Below are 19,269 nucleotides of genomic sequence, written 5' to 3' on the forward strand. Positions count from 1 at the left end.
GATGCCGATGTATCGCTACAGCGCCATGGATGCCGGGGGCCAGATGCAGAGCTCCACCCTGGTGGCGACCGACCCCGGCGCGGCGGCGCTGGCCTTGCTGCGGCGCAACCTCAATCCCCTGCGTATTGAGGAAGCCGCCGAAGGCGCGGAGTCGCTGGGACAGATATTGGGTCGTCTGGGGCGGGTGCGGCGGCGCCAGGTGATCATCTTCCTGCGCATGCTGGCGGCGTTGCTGCGTTCGGGCATCACCATTACCGAATCCCTGTCGGTGTTGCATGGCCAGGCCATGGGTTACCGGTTCCGGGCGGTGCTGGAGGATATCAAGATTCATATCGAGGGTGGCGTGGCCCTGAGCGACGCCCTGGCCCGCTATCCGCGCATCTTTCCGGCGGTGGCGGTGAACATGGTGCGGGCCGGCGAAACCGGCGGCATCCTGGAAGAGGCCCTGACCAGTCTGGTGAGCTACATGGAAAAACGGGCCGCCCTGCAGCGGGCCATCCTGCGGGCGTTCATCTACCCTTCGGTGGTGCTGCTGGTGTCGGTGGGGGTGATCCTGTTTCTGGTGACCTTCGTGATTCCGCGTTTTCTCACCTTGCTGCAGGGCCGTGCCCTGCCGTGGAATACCCAGCTGATGTTCGATGCCTCGCAGTTCATTCTGGGGCACGGCCGGCTGCTGACGCTGGCCGTGGCCGCCAGTGTGCTGCTGCTGGTGCTGTTGTTTTCGGTGCATGAGAGCCGCGCGCTGCTCGACCGCTACAAGGTGTATCTGCCGCTGGTCGGGCCGGTGTTCCGCTTTTCCGTCATCGTGCAGTTCACCCGTACGCTGGCGTCGTTGCTCGAGAGTGGTTTGCCGCTGGTGGAGTCGCTGCGGCTGACCACGGCCACGGTGCGTAACCAGGCGGTGAAGGACGCCATGGAGGTGGCGCTGGAACGCATTGTTTCCGGTGATCCGCTGTCGCTGGTGGTGCGCGATCTGCCGGTATTCACCGGTCTGGCGACGGCGCTGTTCCGGGTGGGCGAGCAGTCCGGCAGCATGGACGAATCGGCGGCGCTGCTGGCGGATATCTATGAAGCCCAGTTGGAGGACCGGGTGGCGACCATGAGCGCGATGATCGAGCCGGTACTGATCATTTCCCTGGGGGGCATTGTCGGTTTTGTTGCCTGGTCGCTGGTGGCGGGCATGCTCAGTCTGTACAGCTGATTGACCAAGGCTGATTGAGCAAGGGCAGGCTTTTTTAACTGCATGACACGAGGATGAAAATGAAAAAACTGGTTTTGCTGGCGATGCTGTTGACCACACTTGCGGCCTGCAATGGCCCGAAGAGCGGCGCGGGAGAACAGACCCGAACCCTGGCGACCTTCCAGGGCGGCAGTCTCACCGAGCTGGATGTGCAGGCGCACTACGAACATCTGCGCAAGGATGCGCGGTTCAGAAATCATCCCGAAAGCCTGACGCCGGAGACGGTATTCGAGCATGCCCTGAACATGGAGATGATGATTGCCCTGGGATTGGAGAAGCAGCTGCATCTTGACCCGCGGGTGCGCCAGCAGATTCACGCCCACATGAGCGATTTGTTCCTGCGGCTGCTGCAGGATGAGCTGGTCGAACGGATCGAGCGCGACCAGATCAGCGATGAAGAGGCCCTGGCCTACTACAACGCGCATAAGGATCAGTACGAAAAAAAGGCGCTTTATCAGGTGCGGGTTCTCACCGCCGCGGCGGAGACCCTGGCGCTGGCGGCAGCGGCCGTGCGAGACGAGGGGCTGCCCTTTGCCGAGGCCGTTCGTATCCATGCCGCCGATGAACAGGAACGCGAGAGCGGCGGCACTACCGGCAGCCGCTCGCTGGAGCGTTTCCGCCCGGCCTGGCGCGAGCATGTGGCAAGGCTGCAGGTGGGCGAACTGTACGGCCCGGTGGAAATCGACGGTCAGCAGCGCCTGCTGTGGCTCGACAGTCGGACAGAACCTTACCAGTACAGCTTTGAAGAGAAGAAGGAATACGTTCGTAACGATTGTCTGTACCAGAAATATCGCGAGGCCTGGCAGGCCGTATACGACGAGCTGCGCACCCGTTTCAGCGTGAAGATCGACGACAAAACGCTGCGGCAGTTCTATGAAACGATGGCGGCGGAAAAGAAAGGGGAGGCCTGATGCGGGCGGTTGTGTGGCTGGGCACCCTGCTGGTGGCGCTGCTGCTGCGGCAGGTCGCCCCGGCCGAGGCCCATGTACGGGGCAAGTGGACATTGAAGGTGGATTTGAACAAAAGCACGCCGACGTACGACGATTTCGCGTTTTTCATTGAATCCTATGTGCATCGCGAGCTGTACCTGCGGCGTTTCGACCAGCCCGAACGGCGCTTCTACGTGGCGGAGTTTCTGCGGGTGGAACAGCAGGGTGACGCGCTGCAGGTGCATTTCCGGGTAATCGACAACCGGCTCAAGAAGCACTTTGACGACAGCATGGCCTTTGTGCGGCGCGGTGACGGGGTGTGGGTCTATCGCGATGACCGGGGAGTCGACCTGCCGGTCTATACCTATGAAAACTGGTATTCCTACTACGAACGCAGCTGGCGGCTGCCTTACTGGTATGGCGGCGCCGCCGCCGTTCTGGCGGGTTTCCTGCTGCTGTCGCGCCGGCGCCGGCTGCGGCCGGGCCACTGACCTGTGCGGGTCGTTGTGGCAACAGCCCTTGCGCCCCATTTTTCGGTGCGCCGGCGTGGCGGCGGCGCTGACAGGCTCCGCAGCGAGGTGAACCCTTGAGCCAGATTGCTTTGATTCTGATCAGCCTGATCGCGGCCGCCGGTGTCCTGACCGATGCGCCGGAGCAGTTACTGTCGTTTTATGACGAAGTGGTGGCGACAGGGCAGGAGCTGGCAACGGCCGGCGACCTGCGCTCCATGTCCAACATGCTTGATTACGAGTATCTGCGGCGCGGCCGTTATCCCCGCGAGAAGGCCTTTCCCGCCTGGCTGGAAAAAGCCTTTAAGGAGAATCCGGGCAAGTCGTTGCTGCAGGATCATTGGGGGCGACCCTATGTCTACCGCGTGGCGGCGGATCAGTCGTCCTATGTGCTGTTCAGTCTCGGCCCGGATGGCCGGGAGGGCTCGGCTGACGACCTGAGGATCACCGGTCCCTGAGTGGCGGGAATGGCCGGCGCGAACAGGAAAACCAAAAAGACCGAAAACCCTTTGCGTGATGGAGAAGATCAATGAAAGCGAAAACATTGCGGCGCCGCTGTCTGGTCGACAAGTCGTACCAGCTGTCTTTCTGCCTTGTTTTGCTGTTGTCCCACGGGTTTGTCGCCCTGCTGATCGGTTTCTGGGCCTCTTGGTACTACCTGTTTTTTTTCGACCGGCGGCTGGTTCACAACCACAACGAAACCTTCTGGCTTTACGGTTTGGCCGGGGTTCTGCTGGTGCTGCTGCTGGTGTTGTTCTGGGGTGTGCGCCAGAGTCACCGGGTAGCCGGCGTGGTGGTGCGGGTGAACAAGGAACTGGAAAATGCCGGTCGGGGGGTTTTTCCGCCCGGCCCGGTCTGCTTTCGTCAGCGCGATTATTTCAAGTGGCTGGCGCCCTCGCTTGACGCCACCCTCAAACACGTGCAGCGGGAAGGCGCCAAGCTGACAACGCTGCGCCTGCAGGTGGCCGGACTCGAAGCCCGGCTGGCTACCGGAGAACTGCAGAAACCGGAGGAGGTGTTGAATGAGGTGCAGCGCATCCGTCAGTCGAGCGAGAACTGACGAGGTTCCGTCGCCGCGGTGCCGGCGCCAGGGCAACAGAGCACAATCATGGCTGGACCGGACGCTCGCTGTGGCGCCGCTGGTGCTCAAGCCCCTGGACGGATCGCAGAAGACTTTGGCCTTTGCGCAGAAAAGCATTCGCGTTGGCGCCGATGAACGCAACGAACTGGTGATTGCCGACCTTCTGGTGGCTTCATTCCATGCCCTGATTCTGTGTCAGGGCGGTCTGGTCCGACTGGTGGCCTACACCGATGGAGAAACACGGGTGAACGCGCAAGCGGTTACCGCGGAATGCTATGTTTTCCGGGGAGACCGGTTGACGTTCGGCCGGACGGAATACCTGCTGCTCGATGCGCCGAAGCTGTGTTGGAACCTGCCCGCCCACTGAGGCCGGTTCGGCCAGCGCGGTCACAAGGCGGCCTGTTTGTGAAAACGATTGTCACAATCGTGATCCTGGTCACGGAATCTTGTTCGCCGATCCCGTATAAAGGGGCTTTGTCGTCCGGCGCGGCCGTTGTGGTCGATCCCGCAGCGGCGTTCGCCGGATCAAATTTTGCCTTCAGGAGACCGACGATGCTGTGTAGCCCCTTCCGATTTTTCCGGCAGGCCCTGTGCCTTGCCCTGTTTGGCCTGACCCTGGCCGCCACCGCCGCACTGGCGGCCCCCGGCACGCTTTCACTGGTCAGCATGGGGGCGGGTGACCCCGACAACATGAGTCTGCGCGCCCATAAGACCATCGAGGCGGCGGATGTTTTTTTCACCATGGGCGGCAGAAACCCGCATCCTGAGCTGACCAGGGGCAAGCCGGTTCATGACGCCGAGCACGGTTTGTTCGGTCAGGGTGGCGGCAGGACCCGCAAGCCGGCGGACGAGGCGGAAAAGCTGCGGGTGGAGAACCGCCGGATCATCCGCGAAGCGGTTGCGGCCGGAAAGAATGTCGTCATTCTGGATAACGGCGATCCCACGGTTTTCGGCCCGCAGATTGGCTACATGAAGGAATTTGCCGACCTGAATCCGGTGATAGTGCCGGGCCTCTCCAGCTTTAATGCCGCCAATGCGGCACTCAGAACCAGCGTGGTCGCCGGCAAGGCCCGAGCCGTGATGCTGACCCTTGGCGCCGTGAACGAGGGTCGGGAGCTGTTCCTGGCCCAAGCCATCAATGAGGGTGTGACCCTGGTGCTTTTCATGGTGCGTGATCTCGATGGCCTGGTCGCGGCCCTGCGCGGCAAGGTGCCGGCCACCATGCCGGTCGCCGTTGTCGCCAATGCGGGGTCGCCGGCCAAGGAAAAGGTCATCGGCGCCACGCTGGCGACCCTGCCGGAAAAGATCCGGGGGATCGAGCTCGGGCCTTATCTGCTGTATATCGGTGAGGCCGTTAATCTTTAATGCGTCCATCCGGCTGCACTGCGGTCTGCCAGGCTGTTGAAAAACAGCCTGTGGCGCCCATGGATGGGCGACCAAAATCAATCATTGCTCGGTAATGGATTGATTGTGTGAGCAAGACGAAAAAGCGCCTTTTCGGCTTGCGTCGTTGAAAAAGCCCCGGACGGGACGTTTTCAACGTCCTGTTACATGGGGGGCAATCCTTGCCGGATTGCCCCCCATGCCGTTTTCCGCAAGGGCAGGGCCGGCCGCCGATCAGGATGGTCGCAGCCACCGGGCGCAACGACCCGGCAGGTGGAACATAAAAAAGCGCCAGAATGTGATTGCGGTCACAGTAACGAGCTTGTTGGTTCTATATGATGATAACGAAAGTCAAAACCGATTTCATGGTTGGGCCGCCCGCGCTCCGCCGGGCCGGTTCACCGCAACCTCAACCGCAAGGAGAATAGAAGATGAAGATTCGTATTGTGTATGGCAGTTCCACCGGCAACACCGAAGCCGCCGCCCGTCATTTGACCCAGCTGATGCCGGGTTCCGAGCTGCTGGAGGTTTCCAATGCCCAGACGGCCGATTTCGAGGGCTGCGATTTGCTGGTTCTGGGAACCTCGACCTGGGGCCTGGGCGAGCTGCAGCACGACTGGGACGCTGCCCTGGAGAATCTGCGTGGCGCCCGTCTGCAGGGCTCGGCGGTGGCGCTGTTCGGTCTGGGCGATCAGGCCAGCTATCCGTCGACCTTTGTCGATGGTCTGCGGCCCCTGGGCGATGCCGCCAGCGAGGCCGGCGCCCGCCTGATCGGCCGCTGGCCGGCGGATGATTACGACTTCCAGGATTCCGCCGCGCTGGACGGCGAGCAGTTGATCGGCCTGGCTCTTGACGAGGAAAACCAGTCGGATATGAGCCGAGCCCGCTTGCAGCGCTGGGCGGAGCAACTGCTCAATGAACTGCGCTAGACCCTGTGGTTTCACGGGGGCGCTTTGCGCCCCCGCTCAGGGATTTCCCCTCGCATTGAAGGAGTGAGCCATGACTGTCCTGATTGTTGGTGCCGATCGTATTGGTGCCTTTGTTCCCCGGCTGAAGGAAATGGGCGCGGAAACCATTGTTCACTGGGATACGCGCAATGTCCGCGCCAGCAAAAACAAGATACCGGAAAAAACCGACCTGGTGATCTTCTGCACCGACTATCTCAACCATAAAGCGGCCTATACGCTGAAAAAACAGGTCAAGGAGCGCTGCCTGCCAGCCGTTTACTGCCGGCGCAACTGGAGCGACATGGCTCTGGGGCTTGAGGCCGTGCTGGCCGGCGGCATAGCGGAAGCCGGTGCCGAGCCGGCGGGGGAAGCGGCCGGCGAGGATCGGCCGCAACGGCCGTGTCGCTGCGGTACCAGCCCTTCCGGCGTTTGCCGTTGCACCACCTGCACCTGCGCCGATAAGGCCAAACGGCCGGCGCGCCACTGAGAGGGTTGCCCGCCTCCTGAACGGGAAAAATGAGAAATTGTGATCCTGGTCACAGTTTTTTGCGGATCGCTTTAGTAGTCTGCCGCCTCCATGAAAAGGAAATTGAAATTCTTGTTCAGGAAGAAGGGGAGGCGGAATCATGAAGAAAACATCGAAACGAACGGCGCGGCGGGTGCTGGCGGGGTTGGCTCTATTGCTGGTGGGACTGCCGGGGCTGGCGTTGGCGGGCGACTGCCGCCAGTGCCATGAGCAGCAGGGGGTTGCGGTGAAGCTGCCGTCGACCGCGCCCCTGCGGCTGCAGCAGGCGACGGGCGAGCGACGGATTGAACTGGCCGACGTGTTTGCCTTTCACGGCCATGAATGCCCAGGAGTCACCACGGGTTTTCTGGCGTTGCGTCATGGCCTTGAATTGCTGTTCCCCGGCGAGCTGGCCCGGCCGGAGGATGTGCTGGTGATCTCGCGTTCCTCTGCCGGCGGCATCAAGGATCTGATCGATCTGGTGATGAAGGGTGACAACCCGGCGGCGCGCAGCTGGCCACCGGTCGGGCTGGGCAATGGCCCCGATCGCTTCAGCTTTGTGCTGATTCGCAAGTCGACCAGCGAGATGCTGGAGATCGCGCTGCGGCCCGAGGCGCTGCCGCAGGGCTTCATGGCGCTGAAGCAGCAGCAGAAGCAGGGCGGCCTGACGCCAGAGGGCGAACAGCGCCTGCACGATGCCACCAAGCAGATGATCCTGGAATTTCCGACCCGTTCGGCCCAGGAGCTGTTCGGGACGCCGCGACCGCAGAAGATCATGCTGTGGGGCACGGTGGCAGCGGCGGAGCAGGATCGCCATGTGTGGCGGCAGCGCCAGCAGGCCAAGCAGCAGAAAGCCCGGCAACAGCAGGCCAAGCCTTAAAAAGGGAGGGTGAGCGATGATCAGACGGAACGCGCACAGGCGGCTCAGGTCGCGGCTGACCCTGTTGGCCCTGCTGGGTGGCATGGTGGCGACACCGGCCCTGGCCGAACCCCTGCCGCTCCAGGCCGAGGCGCCGGGCTCCATCGAGGTGATCGATGCGGCCAGCCTGCGGCAGATGAACGCCCGCACCCTGGCCGATGCGCTGGAGTACGCCACCGGCCTGGTGATCGCCACGGAAACCGGTCGGACCCTGGCGCCGAGCATCCGTGGCACCAGCACCAAGCACTGCTTGGTGCTGGTCGATGGTCGCCGGCTGGTGGTGGGCTACGGCGATCTGGTCGATATCAACCAGATTCCGCTGACACTGGTGGAGCGCATCGAGGTGGTGCGCGGCCCGGCTTCGGCGCTGTACGGCAGTGACGCCCTGGGCGGGGTGGTCAATATCATTACCCGCCAACCCGGCAGTGGCCCGGCCGTACAGCTGGAGGGGCAGGTGGGCCTTAACAAGGATGGTGAAGGCGAGGCTTGGCTGGGCAGCGCCGCCGGTAGTGCCCGGCTGGGCGCGCTGGGGTTGCTGGCCGGCGTGGAGGGTCGCGGCAAGCAGCTGTGGAACCGGATCGACGACGACGGCATGGATGATGGCGACGACCTGGACCTGACCAGCGGCGGTGGCCGTTTCCACTATGAGCTGGCCGCCGGCCAGAGTCTGCGTGGCGGCTATGACTACAGCAATCGCAGCATGGCGGGTGACCGCCTGATCGAAAATCTGCAGCGGCTGCGCGATACCGACGCCGAGCGGCAGGGCGGCTATCTGCAGTACGACGCCCGCCTGGCCGGCGGCGATCAATTCAGCCTGCTGCTCAACCGCTCCGAGTATCGCGAGGATCTGAGCCTGAGCCCGGCCGCCAACAGCACTGAGGAAGGCTTCAAGAAGAACGTTCTCAATCAGGTCGAGGCCCGTTACAGCGGCCTGTTTTTCAAGCGTCATCTGCTGTCGAGCGGTTTTGAGTGGCGCGAGGACCGGCGCGAAGGCACCAAGGTCGACAGCCGCCAGGTGGAAAATCTCAGCCTGTATCTGCAGGACGAATTCCGCCTGTTCGAGGCGCTGCAACTGGTGGTTGGCCTGCGTTACGACGACCATGAAACCTTCGGCGGGCAGTGGTCGCCCCGTCTGTCGCTGATCTGCCACCTGAGCGAGCGCTGGCGGCTCAAGGCGTCCTATGGCGAAGGCTTTCGCGCGCCGAGCCTGACGGAGCTGTACGTCACCTCCTGGCGCCAGAAGGGCAAGCAGATCTACCAGCCCAACGCCGACCTCGATGCCGAAAGCTCGCGCAGCGCCGAGCTGGGCGTGGAAGGCCAATTCGGTGTCCTGCGCACCGGTCTGACCCTGTTCTACACCGAGGTGGACGATCTGATCGAGGCCCTCTACCAGGAAAGCCGCGGCAGCGGCAAGAACGCCAAGGATTATTACCGCTTCGCGAATATCGGCGAGGCCCGCCTGCAGGGTATCGAATGGGATGGGCGGCTGGCGCTGCCCCTCGGGCTGTCGCTGGCCGGTCAGGCCACCTGGCTCGACGCGGAAAACCGCGACAGCGGCGAGGATCTTGACGGCCAGCCCGAATTCAAGGGTCATCTCAAACTGGCCTGGGATCATGCCGGTCTGGGCCTGCATGGCAATGTGCGGCTGCAGTATTTCGGCCAGACGCCCTATGCCAGTGGCGACGAGGGGGACGACACTCTGACCCACCTCTACCTGTCCAAGACCCTGGGCGAGCACCTGGAAGGCTTTGGCGGCATCGACAATCTGTTCGATCAGGACGCTGTCGAGCCGACCTTCTTCTACGTCGGTCTGCGCGCCCGCTTCTGAGGTTAACCCTGAATGTTGTACCCGTCCGGTCGGTCACCTGGGAAGGATGGCCGGCCGGGTTTTTTCACCCCGTAAGGAGGCTTTCGATGAACCCTTGTGTTTCGCGCTGCGCCCTGGTTCTGGCGCTGCTGCTGGCCAGTGCCGGCACCCTGTTGGCCCATTCTCCCATGTTCACCTGCTTTGACGATGGCAGTGGCCGTATCCAGTGCGAAGGGGCCTTTTCCGACGGCTCTTCTGCTGCCGGCAGCGTCATCGAGGTGCGTGACGCGGCCGGCAGGAATCTGCTGAGCGGCAAACTCGACGCCGATGGTGAATTCAGCTTCGAACGGCCAGCCGGTGCTTACCTTATCCTGTTCGATGGCGGGCCGGGCCATCGGGTGGAATTGCCCAGCGCCGAGGTGCCCAAATGGTAGATCGCACCCTGGCGAGACGTTCGGGCCGCGCCGCTGGCCTGGGGGTGGCGGCGCTGATGGCGCTGCTGCTGACACCGCCGGCCCCGGCCTGGTCGTGGCAAGAGCCCGTCGCGCTGGAGACGTTGGAGGTGACGGCGACGCTGCAGAAGGATGCGGCGCAGCAGCGCGTGCAACAGGCCCAGCGCAATCTGGCGCAAGACATGGCCGATGTGCTGCGTGACGAGCCGGCCATCCAGATCGGCGGCGGCAGCCGCAACGCCCAGCGCTTTTATCTGCGCGGCATCGAGGCCAGCAATCTCAACATCCGCATTGATGGCGCCAGCCAGGGCCGCAATCTGTTTCAGCATCGCGGCGCCACCGGCGGCCTTGATGCCGATCTGCTCAAGAGCGTCAGTGTCGCGACCCTGCCGGCATCGGATCAGGGCGGCGGGGCTCTGGGTGGCAGCATTCTGTTCGAAACCGTCGATGCCCAGGATCTGCTGAGTGCGGGTCGTCCCGCCGGCGTGCGGCTCAAGGGCAGTCACAGCAGTGCCGATGACGCCATCGGTGGCGCCGCTTCGGCCTATGGTCGGTATGGTGATGCCGGTCTGCTGGTGCATGTCAGTGGCGTCAACGCCGAGGACTATCGCAGTGGCGCTGGCAACGAGGTGCAGGGCTCGGCCGGCCGCGACCGCGACTATTTCGCCAAGTTCAGCCTGCTCGATCGTGCCGGCCACAGCCTGCGGCTGAGTGCGGAAAAGAATGAAAACAGCGGCCTGTACCGCTGGGGTGCCGGTGATGGCGCCTACGATGATACGGCGACGCTGCAGTATCAGATCAGTGAGCGGCAGACTCAGGTTCTGGATTACCGCTTCCGCCGTCCCGCCGATGAACGGGTCGATCTTCGCCTCAGCCTGTTCCACAACGAACAGTCGCTCGACAACACCGACGCCAACAGTCTGACGGAAACGGAAGGTTATGGTGGCGACCTGCGCAACACCGCCCGTTTCCATCTGGGCGCAACAGGCCATGAGCTGACCCTGGGGGTTGATCTGTATCAGGAGGAAGGTCGCTATCGCACGGCGGGCAGCCGGCGCGGCGGCGACAACCAGGCCGAGGTGGTGGGCCTTTATGTGCAGGAGCGGATGAAGCTCGGACCGCTGCAACTGGCGGCCGGTCTGCGTTACGACGATTATTCCACCGATTTTGGCGCCGTCACCGTCGATGGCGATGAGTTCTCGCCCAGCGCTGGCGCTGAACTGGCGCTGGGTCTGGGTGTGACGCTGTTTGCCGGTTACGGCGAGGCGGTGCGCAGCAGCGGCATCATCCCGGTTCAGTGGCTGGCCTCGGCGACCGACACCCCGACCTTCAACCAGCGCGCCGGCAAGGACAGTTTCGGCAAGGGCTTCAAGGCCGAAACCTCGCAGCGCTACGAAGGCGGGCTGCGCTTTGAGCACGGCGGGTTGTTGCGGCCCGACGACGGCTTTGAGGCCAGCCTGACCCTGTTCGAAACCGAGATCGAAGACCTCATCGTCCAGATCGGTGGCTCCCGTGGAGCGCCGGTGACCGGTTTCTACAACGACGATGCCATCGAGGTGCGCGGCTGGGAGTTGCGGCTGGCCTGGCAGCTGCGGGATTTCCGCACCAGCCTGGCCTACAGCCGGGCCCGGGCCGAAGACGCCGAGGGTCAGCTGATCGGCGCCAGCGTCGGCAACCGGCGGGCCGCCACCACCGGCGACCGGTTGCTGTGGGACAGCTTCTGGCAGGTGCGACCCGCTTTCGCCGTTGGCTATACCCTCGATGCTCTTGGCGGTCTCGACAAGGATGCCATCGACCGCAGTGGCTATGTGCTGCATCACCTGCAGGCCGACTGGCAGACCGCGCTCGATGGCCTGAGTGTGCAGCTGGCGGTACGCAACCTGCTGGATCGGCGCTACAGCGAACAGACCAGTGTCGGTAGCGACAGTACCGCAGTGTACGAGCCGGGCCGCGATGTTCGCCTGGCGCTGATCTATCGCTACTGATCTGAACCCGGCTGCCGGCGGCAGGCGCTGTTCCTGCCGCCGGCAGTTTCTGCCTGAAGAGTAAAAAAGGAGAGTTTCCGATGACGTATCGTTGTGGAAGGGTTTGCGGCTGTAGTCTGTTGCTGGTGCTGGCACTGGCGCTGCCGGCACTGGCCGCGTCCGCCGCCGGCCAAGGCGCTTTTTATCTGGTCAGCACCGGGGTGGGCGATGCCGACAACATGAGCGTGCGGGCCTGGCGCACCATCGAACGGGCCGATGTGGTGCTGGCCATGCAGCCGGAACAGGCCAGGGAAAAATATGCCGCACTGCTCAAGGACAAGCCGGTTTATCCCGCCGGCCATGGCCTGTTCGGCCGCATGCCGCAGCGGCTGGCCGTCACCTCGGCGCAGGGTGGCCGGCGGCCTGGCCCCGCAGCGGCGCCAGAGCTGGCCGACCAGCAACAGCAAACCCGCCAGATCGTCCGGGATGCGGTGGCGGCCGGCAAGACCGTGGTGCTGCTCGATGCCGGTGATCCGACCATCTACGGGCCGCAGACCGGCTATCTGCGGGAATTTGCCGATCTGGCTCCCCAGGTGATTCCGGGCATCTCCAGCTTCAATGCCGCCAACGCCGCTTTGGGGCGCGGCATTACCGAAGGCCGGCCGAGCCGCTCGGTGATTTTGACCGCCGCCGCCGGCAAAACGCCGAACGCGCCCGACGGCTACCACGGCCGGGACAGCCTGACCGCGTTGGCCAAAAGCCAGTCGACCCTGGTGTTCTTCACCATGGGGCTGAATTTGCCGGACGTTGTTGCCCAACTGAAAACCTCCTACCCGGCGGATACGCCCATCGCCCTGGTGTTGCATGCGGGCAGTGCGGCCCGGCAGCGGGTTGTGCGGGCCACCCTCGAGAGCATCGTGGCGCAACTGGGTGACGAGCCCCTGCCGTTTGAGCATCTGATCTATGTCGGCGATTTTCTGCGATGAGCCGCCAGCGGTCGGCAGGCAGTCTGCGGCGCGAGATCGGTCTGGTCTCGGCGTTGGTGCTGGTGGTGGCCAACATGGTCGGCAGCGGGGTGTTTACCACCTCTGGCTTTATTCTTGAGCAGCTTGGCAGCGGTCCGGCATTGCTGCTGTGCTGGCTGGTCGGTGGTCTGTTCGCCCTGGCCGGCGCGCTGTGTTACGGCGAACTGGGGGCCATGCTGCCACGCGCCGGCGGTGAATACGCCTATCTGCAGCGGGCCTTTGGTGCCGCGCCGGCCTTTGTTTCGGGCTGGATTTCGCTGATCGTCGGTTTTTCCGCGCCCATTGCGGCGGCGGCCATTGCCTTTGCCCGCTATCTGCTGGGTGGCAGCCATCCCGACTGGCTGCGCCTGATAATTGGCGAACGGCAGTTGCTGAGTCTGTCGGCCGTGACCCTGCTGGCCTGTGTCACGGTACTGGTGTTTTCCGCCGTTCACATGCACAGCCTGCGGCTGGGGCAGCGGCTGCAGAACGGCCTGACCCTGTTCAAGGTGCTGTTCATCCTGGTCTTTATTGGTGCCGGACTGCTGTGGGGACGCGGCGATCTGGCCCATCTGCAGTTGGAGAGCGGCAGTGGCGGCGGAGGCGGCGGTTTTGCTGTGGCGCTGATCTTTGTCAGTTTCGCCTACAGCGGCTGGAATGCCGCCGCCTACCTCGGCAGCGAGATCCGCCAGCCCGGCCGCAATCTGCCGCTGGCGCTGGTGGCGGGCACGCTGCTGGTGATGGCTCTCTATCTGCTGCTGAATCTGGTGTATCTCTACGCCCTGCCACCGGCGGCGCTGCAGGGCACGCTGGAGGTTGGCACCGCCGCGGCCACGGCGCTGTTCGGGCCGCGCGCCGGCGAGCTGTTTGGTCTGGCCATCGCCCTGGGACTGCTGTCGGTTCTCAGTGCCATGATCATGGCCGGGCCAAGGGTCTACTTTGCCATGGCGCGGGACGGTCTGTTTTTTCAGCGCTTCGGCCGGGTGCACGCAACCCGCAACACCCCGGCGGCGGCCATTCTGTTCCAGGCCGTGGTGGCCATCGGCATGATTCTGTGTGCCGCCTATGACAGTCTGCTGATCTACATTGGTTTTACGCTGTCCATCACCGCCATGCTGACGGTGCTGGGTTTGATGTGGCTGCGGCACCGTTGCCCCGGACTGGAACGGCCCTATCGCACCTTCGCTTATCCGTTCACGCCGTTGTTTTTTATCGGCGGCAATCTGTGGATTGTTTTCTACACCGTGATCAGCCGGCCGCTGGTCGGCCTCTGCGGTCTGGCCACCCTGGCCCTGGGGCTGCTGCTCTATGGTCTGATGCGTGGCAGCCTGACCCGCCAGCGAGCCGCTCTGGCTGACGGCTCGCTGGTGGCCGGGGCGGAGGACTGATGGCCCACGACTTATTTCTGCAGGCGTCGCCCCGGAGCGGCGCGAGGAACAGGAACAACCGAATGAATCAACGACCCCTGTCAACGGGCCGCCGCTCCCTGTTGCCGGCCCTGTTAATCGCCCTGTGGCTGATGCTGCCGCTGGCGCGGCCGGTGCTGGCGGCTCCGCTGGATCTGAAGGTGCCGGCCGAGGGCCACCTGCACAACGAACAGCAGCACCAGCAGATTCAGGAGCAGTGGCGCGGTCGGCGCCAGCAGTTGCTCGGTCAGATCGACCAGGCCCACCAGGAGCAGCAAGCCCTGCAGCGGCAATTACGCCTGCTGGACGATCGCCTGGCCTTGGCGCGGCAGCAGCTGGCCCGGGCGCGGCAGGACCAGCAGGCTGGTGCCGAGTTGCGTACCGGTCTGCGCGACTGGCTCATGCAGCTGCTTGATCGGCTGGAACAGTACCAGCAGCAGTCGTTGCCGTTTCTGGCCGAGGAGCGGCAGCAGCGTCTTGAGCGCCTGCGCCAGCTGCTGGCCGATGACAGCCAGGAGGCGGCGGAGCCGGTCCGGCGCATTCTCGAAGCCTTGCAGATCGAGGCGCAGTATGGCCAGGAGGCCGAGGCCTATCCGCAGCAGATTGAACTGGCGGGGGAACCCCTGCAGGTGGAGATCCTGCGACTGGGGCGGCTGGCGCTGTTTTTTCGCAGCCCCGATGGCAGTCGGGCCGGTGTCTACGATCCGTTGACGCGGCAGTTCCAGCAACGGACGGCCGCTGACAGCGCGGCCATTGACAGGGCATTGCAGCAGATCCGCCGGGAGGCGGCACCACAGCTGGTGGCGTTGCCGCTGGGGAGGATTGAACGGCCATGAGCTACGGTGACAAAAAAAGGATCGGCGGTGTTCTGGGGCTGTTGCTGCTGGTGCCCGTGCTGACGGCAGCGACGGAAACGGCCGGCAGCGCGGTGGTGGATGTGCGGGCGGTCTACCAGCAGCTCAGCCGCCAGCAGCAGCAAAGCGCCGCCGAGCTGGCCGGGACGCGTGATCAGGTCGGTCGCAGCCGGGCCGAACTGGAGCAGCAGGCCGAGCGGCTGCGGCAGACCAATGCGGGCCTGCGTCGCCAGTTGCAGGAACAGGAAGACCAGCTGGCCCAGCTGCAGCGTCAGGCCGACCTGCTGCGGGACAGCCGGCGGCAGGAGGAGCAGGCCCAGCGCCAGATTCTGGCCGCGCTGCGCACTGGCGCCGGCCAGCTGGAGGAGCTGTTGCAGGCTTCGCCGTTGTATCAGCCGCTGCCGCCAGCTCTGCTGGATAGCACGGCGGTGCCGGCCCTGGCCGATCTGCGCCAGCTGGAGGATCTGTATTTCCGCCTGATGGAGGATGGCGCCACGGTCAGTCTGATGACGCGAGCCTACATCGATGGTCGCGGCGAGGAGCGGCAAGGCCCGGTGCTGCGACTGGGGCCTTTTCTGACCCTGGCGCAGACGGCTGAGGGTCTGCGCCTGCTGCAGCCCGACGCGGCCAGCGGCCGGCTGCGTGTCAGTGCGGCGCGGCCCGACGGCCGTCTGCGGCGCCAGTTGCAGCGCTATCTGGAGGGAGAAAGCGCTGCGGTGCCGCTGGATCTGACCCAGGGCGCCGCGCTGCAACATCTCAGCCGGCAAAAGGGTTTTGTGGCCCGCTTGCAGGAGGGCGGCATTCTGGTCTGGCCGATTGTGCTGCTGGCGCTGGCGGCGGCCCTGATCGGTATGGAGCGGGCGCTGTTTCTCAAGAGGGTGCACGACAACACCGATCGCACCATGACGGCGGTCAATCACAATGCCGCGGCGGGCGACTGGCAGGCCTGTCAGCAACTGGTCAATGGCCGCTCGACTCCGGTTTACAACGTGGTCCGCGCCGGGCTGGAGGCCCGCCATGAACAGCGCGAGGTGCTCGAAAGCGTGCTGCAGGAGGCCATTCTCAAGGAACTGCCGCGGCTGGAACGGGCCCTGCCGCTGCTGGGCATCATGGCAGCGGTGGCGCCACTGCTGGGGTTGCTGGGCACCGTGACCGGCATGATCGACACCTTCGAGGTGATCAATATCCATGGCAGCGGCGACCCGAAGCTGCTGTCGGGGGGGATTTCCGTCGCGCTGGTGACCACCATGCTGGGTCTGATGGTGGCCATTCCGATCATGCTGCTGCATACGGTGCTGAGCCGCCAGGTGGAGCACATCATCGGCGACATGGAGGAAAAATCCGTCACCCTGATCAATATCATTCAGCGCTGCGGCCTGGGAGGGTGCGGTGTGGCGCGCGACTGACCTGCTGGCCTATCTCGCCACCGGCGGTCTGGTCATGCTGCCGCTGGTGCTGGTCTCGCTGCTGTTGTGGACGCTGATTTTCGAACGGCTGCTGCTGTTCCGGCGGCTGGAGCGGGGTGATCCGCCGCTGGCCGAACTGGTGCGCTGCTGGCGGGCCGGGCTGCCCTTGCCGCCGGCAGCGGGGCTGCGCAGCCAGCTGGTGAGGGTGCTGCAGGCCGAGGTGGCGCTGCCCAGTGCTCTCAACCGGCGGCTGCTCGATGCCTGTGCCCTGCGCTTGCAGGCGGCGATTGACCGCAATCTCGACCAGATCCGGGTGCTGGCGGCGGTGGCGCCATTGCTGGGGTTGCTGGGTACCGTGACCGGCATGATGGCGACCTTCGACGCCATCGCCCTGTTCGGCAGCGGCAATGTGCGAGCCCTGGCCGGCGGTATCTCGGAGGCGCTGATCACCACCCAGGGGGGCCTGCTGGTTTCCATCCCCGGAGTGCTGGCCAGCGCGGTGCTGAGCCTGCGGGCGCGTCGCCTGCAGGAACGGCTGGAAGAAACCCTGGTTCTGTTCAAACGGATGGTCTGAGCCATGAAATCCTTGAGACGCCGCCTGCGCCAGGCGGGTGGCAACAGCAGTGAAATCAATATCTCGCCCCTGATCGATCTGGTCTTTTTACTTCTGATCTTTTTCATGGTGACGACCAGTTTTGTGCGTGATGCCGGCATCGAGGTCGAGCGGCCGGTTGCCAGCAGTGCCTTGCCGGCGGAAAACCGCAGCATTTTTGTCGCGGTCAGCGCGACCGGCGAGGCCTGGTTCGATGGCCAGCAGGTGGATGTGCGGGCGGTGCGCGGCCATGTTAAACGTGCCCTGGCCGAGAATCCCGGCGCCGAGGTGATTGTGCTGGCCGACCAGCGCAGCCAGACCGGCGCCGTGGTGCGGGTGATGGACCAGTGCCGCCTGGCCGGCGCCGGCCGCGTCAGCCTGGCGGCCGATACCGCTGGCGGGGGCGGATCTTGAGGTCTGATCGTCACCTGCTGCTGGCCCTGCTGCTGGCCCTGCTGGTCAATGGGGGCCTGTTTGTGCTGTTGCCCCAGCTGGTGCAGGAAAAACCGACCCGGCCGCAACAGCTCCGGCGGCAGGCGGTCGCCCTAACCCGTCTGCCGCCGCCGGTTGAGCCCTTGCAGGCTGAGGAAACCCCGCCGGAGGCTCCCCGCCCGCCGGAGGTCAAGCCGCTGCCGCTGCCGACCCCCTTGCCGTTGCCGGGACTGGTGCGCCAGCCGCCCCAGCCGCAGCTGCAGCCGTTGCAGCCCCAGCTGGTACCGGCGCTGGTCAGCTTGCCGCTGCCACCGGTCGCGCTGCCGGCGGTAGCCGCACCAGACCGGCCGTTTGCCGAATCGGAGGTCGATCAGCCGCCCCAGATCCGCTTCAGGCCGGAACCGGGCTACCCCTGGCAGGCGCGCCGTCAGCGTATCGAAGGCCAGGTTGAGGTTGAACTGGTGGTTGACCGCGACGGCTGCGTGGAACAGGCACGGGTGATCGCGGCCGAGCCGGCGGAATTGTTCGATGCGGCGGTGTTGGCGGTGGTGCGGCAATGGCGCTTTCAGCCGGCACAGCTGCAGGGGCAGCCGGTGGCCAGCCGCTTGCGGCAGGTGGTGGTGTTTCGTCTGGACGAGGAGGGAGGTGGCCGTGGCGGATGGCGCTAAGCGGCTGTTCCTGAGCCTGTTGCTGGTGTTGACCGCTCTGTTGCTGCCGGACGGGCGGGGTTGGGCCGATTGTCACCAGCCCTGTCCCGCCGTGCTGTTGGCGCAGTTGCAGCAGGCTGATCGGCTGGCCGGGCAGCAGAACTGGGCACAGGCGCGGCAGCTGTTGCAACAGGCACAGCAACAGGGCGCCGATCATCCCCTGCTGTGGGGGCGGCTGGGCCAGGCCCTGTTGCAGTTGCAGCAGCCCGAGGCGGCGCTGGCGGCTCTGGAACGGGCGGTAGCCGGTTGCCCGGCGGAGGCGACACTGTGGCAGCAGCTGGCCCAGGCCGCCTGGCAGCTGGGCCAGCACGAGCGGGCCGCGGTGGCCCTGCAGCGCGCCGCCGAACTGGGCGGGGATGACCAGCTGGCGCGCCAGGCGGCCCTGCTGTGGGCCGAGGCCGGCGAGGCGGAGCGGGCTCTGACCCAACTGGAACCGTTGCTGGAACGGGCTGGTCGAGTGCTGGCGAACGAGGAGCTGCACAACTATGTGGCCCTCTGTCTGCAGGCACAGCAGGCCGGGCGCGGGCTGCGTCACCTTGAGCGCTGGCAGCCGGCGCTGCAGTCGCGCGCCCTGTTCTGGCAGCTACGGGCGCAGCTGCTGGTGGCGACCGGGGCCTTTGGTCCGGCGGCCAGCAGTCTGCGGGTGGCGGCGGCGCTGGCGCCCCTGCCGCTGGAACAGCAGCGTCTGCTGGCCGATCTGCTGCTGCAGGCCGGTGCGCCGGCTGCGGCGGCCCGGCAGTACGAAGCCCTGCTGCAGCAGCAGCCGGACGAGGCGGAACTGGCGCACCGGCTGCTGCACAGCTACCGGCTGGCGCTGCAGCCCGAGCAGGCGCTGGCCCTGTGCGAGCGCTTGCTGGCCGGTGCGCCAGAAGCCCGTCGCCGGCCGCTGCTGCAGGGGCGGGCCGAACTGCTGTACGAACTGGAACGCTATGACGCTGCCGCGCAGGCCTTCGACCAGCTGTCGCGCCATCCGGCCGCTGCGGGGGCGGCCTGGTTGGGACGGGCCAGCTGCGCCCTGCGGCAGCAGGATCGCACCGTTGCCCGTCAGGCGCTGGAACAGGCCCGCCGTTATCCGGCCCAACGAGCCGAGGCCGACCGTCTGCTGCGCCAGCTGGCGCAGCGCTGAACAAGC

General features: G+C 65.1%; 21 protein-coding genes. All 21 read left to right on the forward strand.

Features of this window, described 5'->3' with window-relative positions; all coding sequences use genetic code 11:
* Position 1: 1 nt before the first annotated feature.
* Positions 2-1,201: a type II secretion system F family protein gene (locus BLR80_RS00545; RefSeq protein WP_092075267.1), complete on the forward strand. Its 1,200-nt coding sequence runs from the start codon at positions 2-4 to the stop codon at positions 1,199-1,201.
* Between the two features lie 59 nt (positions 1,202-1,260).
* On the forward strand, positions 1,261-2,151 hold the full coding sequence (locus BLR80_RS00550; RefSeq protein ID WP_171906255.1) for a peptidylprolyl isomerase: 891 nt from the start codon (positions 1,261-1,263) through the stop codon (positions 2,149-2,151).
* Entirely contained in the window at positions 2,151-2,660 is a 510-nt protein-coding gene (locus BLR80_RS00555) for a hypothetical protein (RefSeq protein WP_092075269.1), read from the forward strand. Before BLR80_RS00550 ends, BLR80_RS00555 begins: the two co-directional genes overlap by 1 nt.
* A gap of 95 nt (positions 2,661-2,755) precedes the next feature.
* Positions 2,756-3,136 carry a type II secretion system protein GspG gene (locus BLR80_RS00560; RefSeq protein ID WP_092075270.1) on the forward strand — a complete coding sequence of 127 codons (381 nt, stop codon included), beginning with the start codon at positions 2,756-2,758 and terminating at the stop codon, positions 3,134-3,136.
* Between the two features lie 71 nt (positions 3,137-3,207).
* The gene (locus BLR80_RS00565; protein WP_092075271.1) at positions 3,208-3,738 is read left to right on the forward strand and encodes a hypothetical protein; all 531 of its coding nucleotides are present in this window, start codon (positions 3,208-3,210) and stop codon (positions 3,736-3,738) included.
* A 70-nt stretch (positions 3,739-3,808) separates the two neighbouring features.
* Positions 3,809-4,126, forward strand: coding sequence for an FHA domain-containing protein (locus tag BLR80_RS00570; protein ID WP_092075272.1), 318 nt, complete (start codon positions 3,809-3,811; stop codon positions 4,124-4,126).
* Between the two features lie 38 nt (positions 4,127-4,164).
* Complete coding sequence (locus BLR80_RS00575) at positions 4,165-5,124, forward strand: SAM-dependent methyltransferase (RefSeq protein ID WP_171906256.1); 960 nt, start codon at positions 4,165-4,167, stop codon at positions 5,122-5,124.
* A 449-nt stretch (positions 5,125-5,573) separates the two neighbouring features.
* A complete protein-coding gene (locus tag BLR80_RS00580) occupies positions 5,574-6,071 on the forward strand; it encodes a flavodoxin (protein ID WP_092075274.1) in 498 nt (165 codons plus the stop codon).
* A 70-nt stretch (positions 6,072-6,141) separates the two neighbouring features.
* Positions 6,142-6,576, forward strand: a complete 435-nt coding sequence (locus BLR80_RS00585) for a DUF2325 domain-containing protein (protein WP_092075275.1) — start codon at positions 6,142-6,144, stop codon at positions 6,574-6,576.
* 139 nt (positions 6,577-6,715) lie between these two features.
* Positions 6,716-7,474, forward strand: coding sequence for a hypothetical protein (locus BLR80_RS00590; RefSeq protein WP_092075276.1), 759 nt, complete (start codon positions 6,716-6,718; stop codon positions 7,472-7,474).
* 16 nt (positions 7,475-7,490) lie between these two features.
* Entirely contained in the window at positions 7,491-9,341 is a 1,851-nt protein-coding gene (locus BLR80_RS00595) for a TonB-dependent receptor plug domain-containing protein (protein WP_092075277.1), read from the forward strand.
* A gap of 86 nt (positions 9,342-9,427) precedes the next feature.
* The gene (locus tag BLR80_RS00600; protein ID WP_092075278.1) at positions 9,428-9,754 is read left to right on the forward strand and encodes an Ig-like domain-containing protein; all 327 of its coding nucleotides are present in this window, start codon (positions 9,428-9,430) and stop codon (positions 9,752-9,754) included.
* Positions 9,748-11,757: a TonB-dependent receptor domain-containing protein gene (locus tag BLR80_RS00605; RefSeq protein WP_092075279.1), complete on the forward strand. Its 2,010-nt coding sequence runs from the start codon at positions 9,748-9,750 to the stop codon at positions 11,755-11,757. The genes BLR80_RS00600 and BLR80_RS00605 overlap by 7 nt, the downstream gene beginning before the upstream one ends.
* Positions 11,758-11,837: 80 nt before the next feature.
* Positions 11,838-12,722 carry an SAM-dependent methyltransferase gene (locus tag BLR80_RS00610; RefSeq protein WP_092075280.1) on the forward strand — a complete coding sequence of 295 codons (885 nt, stop codon included), beginning with the start codon at positions 11,838-11,840 and terminating at the stop codon, positions 12,720-12,722.
* Positions 12,719-14,128: an APC family permease gene (locus BLR80_RS00615; protein ID WP_092075281.1), complete on the forward strand. Its 1,410-nt coding sequence runs from the start codon at positions 12,719-12,721 to the stop codon at positions 14,126-14,128. The genes BLR80_RS00610 and BLR80_RS00615 overlap by 4 nt, the downstream gene beginning before the upstream one ends.
* A gap of 62 nt (positions 14,129-14,190) precedes the next feature.
* Positions 14,191-14,982, forward strand: coding sequence for a DUF3450 domain-containing protein (locus BLR80_RS00620; RefSeq protein WP_171906257.1), 792 nt, complete (start codon positions 14,191-14,193; stop codon positions 14,980-14,982).
* Entirely contained in the window at positions 14,979-16,406 is a 1,428-nt protein-coding gene (locus BLR80_RS00625) for a MotA/TolQ/ExbB proton channel family protein (RefSeq protein ID WP_092075283.1), read from the forward strand. The genes BLR80_RS00620 and BLR80_RS00625 overlap by 4 nt, the downstream gene beginning before the upstream one ends.
* Positions 16,390-16,980: a MotA/TolQ/ExbB proton channel family protein gene (locus BLR80_RS00630; RefSeq protein WP_092075284.1), complete on the forward strand. Its 591-nt coding sequence runs from the start codon at positions 16,390-16,392 to the stop codon at positions 16,978-16,980. Before BLR80_RS00625 ends, BLR80_RS00630 begins: the two co-directional genes overlap by 17 nt.
* Positions 16,981-16,983: 3 nt before the next feature.
* Positions 16,984-17,412: an ExbD/TolR family protein gene (locus BLR80_RS00635; protein ID WP_092075285.1), complete on the forward strand. Its 429-nt coding sequence runs from the start codon at positions 16,984-16,986 to the stop codon at positions 17,410-17,412.
* Positions 17,409-18,098 (forward strand): energy transducer TonB, encoded by a 690-nt coding sequence (locus tag BLR80_RS00640; RefSeq protein WP_143012052.1) that lies wholly within the window; start codon positions 17,409-17,411, stop codon positions 18,096-18,098. Before BLR80_RS00635 ends, BLR80_RS00640 begins: the two co-directional genes overlap by 4 nt.
* Positions 18,082-19,263, forward strand: coding sequence for a tetratricopeptide repeat protein (locus BLR80_RS00645; protein WP_171906258.1), 1,182 nt, complete (start codon positions 18,082-18,084; stop codon positions 19,261-19,263). The genes BLR80_RS00640 and BLR80_RS00645 overlap by 17 nt, the downstream gene beginning before the upstream one ends.
* Positions 19,264-19,269: the final 6 nt, after the last annotated feature.

It is taken from the genome of Desulfuromonas thiophila (assembly GCF_900101955.1).
GTDB lineage: Bacteria > Desulfobacterota > Desulfuromonadia > Desulfuromonadales > Desulfuromonadaceae > Pseudodesulfuromonas > Pseudodesulfuromonas thiophila.